Raw genomic sequence first — 970 nt, forward strand, 5'->3', positions numbered from 1 at the left:
GGTCCCCCTGCGCCATCGCCGCCACCGACCGCTGCACCGCACCCACACCCCGCAGCACCCGCCGCGACACCAGCACCGCACCGGCCACGGCACCCGCGGCACCGACCACGATCGCGCCGACGATCATGGCGACGGTCCGCGCGGTCACGGTCGTGGCGTTGTCGTTCGCGGCCTCGGCGAGCGCCTCGACGTCGTCCTGGAGGGTCTGCGTGAGCTGGCCGATCTGGCCGTACAGCGCGATCGCGTCGTTCTGGACGATCGCGTCGCCGGCCTCGAGGTCGCCGGCCTCGTAGTCCGCGACGACCTGGTCGTCGAGCGCGAAGAACTTCTCCCACAGGTCCGCGACCTGCGAGATCGTCTCGCGCTGCGCCGGCTCGAGGACCGCGCCCTGCGCGTCGAGCCCGGTGAGCGAGGTCCGCAGCGCGTCGGCCGACGCGAGGTACTGCCGCCGGGACTCGCTGGTGGGCAGGACCGCGGCGGGCCCGCCCACGCGGTGCGCGTCGCCCGCGTACGCGGACTGCCAGCCGTTGACGTCGCTGTTGTACATGCGCACCTCGCCGACGGCCTGCGTCGCGGCCAGCAGCTCGTCGATGCGCTCGGTCGCGCTGTTGAGCGAGCTGACGCCGACGAGGGCGACGCCGCCGGTGAGCAGGGCGGACGCGACGCCCGCGGCACCCACCGCGAGGATCTTGGCCCGGACGCCGCGGATGCGGGACGTGCGTGCGAGGGAGCTGGACATGCGTGCCTCCGAGGGCGGTACGACGAACGAGTGACGCCCCCTGCGCGTCTGTCCATCGGACGGAGTAGGCCCCGGATGAGGTGCGGGCTCGCATCTCATCCGGCGCCCCACCCCCGGTCTCACCCGCTGGACGCGGTCAGTAGGTGAAGGCACCCACGCGCTGTCGCAGGTCGTCGGACAGGCGGGCGAGCTCGGCGACCGAGGCACCCATCTGGCCCAGCGTCGTGGAGG

1 pseudogene is annotated in these 970 nt (G+C 73.7%); it reads right to left on the reverse strand.

Annotated features, from left to right (window positions below):
- A pseudogene (locus tag CS2_RS18305) lies at nt 1–739 on the reverse strand (hypothetical protein); the annotation flags it as partial.
- Nucleotides 740–970 lie beyond the last annotated feature (231 nt).

The sequence above is a fragment of the Cellulomonas iranensis NBRC 101100 = JCM 18110 genome, assembly GCF_001552375.1.
In the GTDB taxonomy this organism is placed as follows: domain Bacteria; phylum Actinomycetota; class Actinomycetes; order Actinomycetales; family Cellulomonadaceae; genus Cellulomonas; species Cellulomonas iranensis.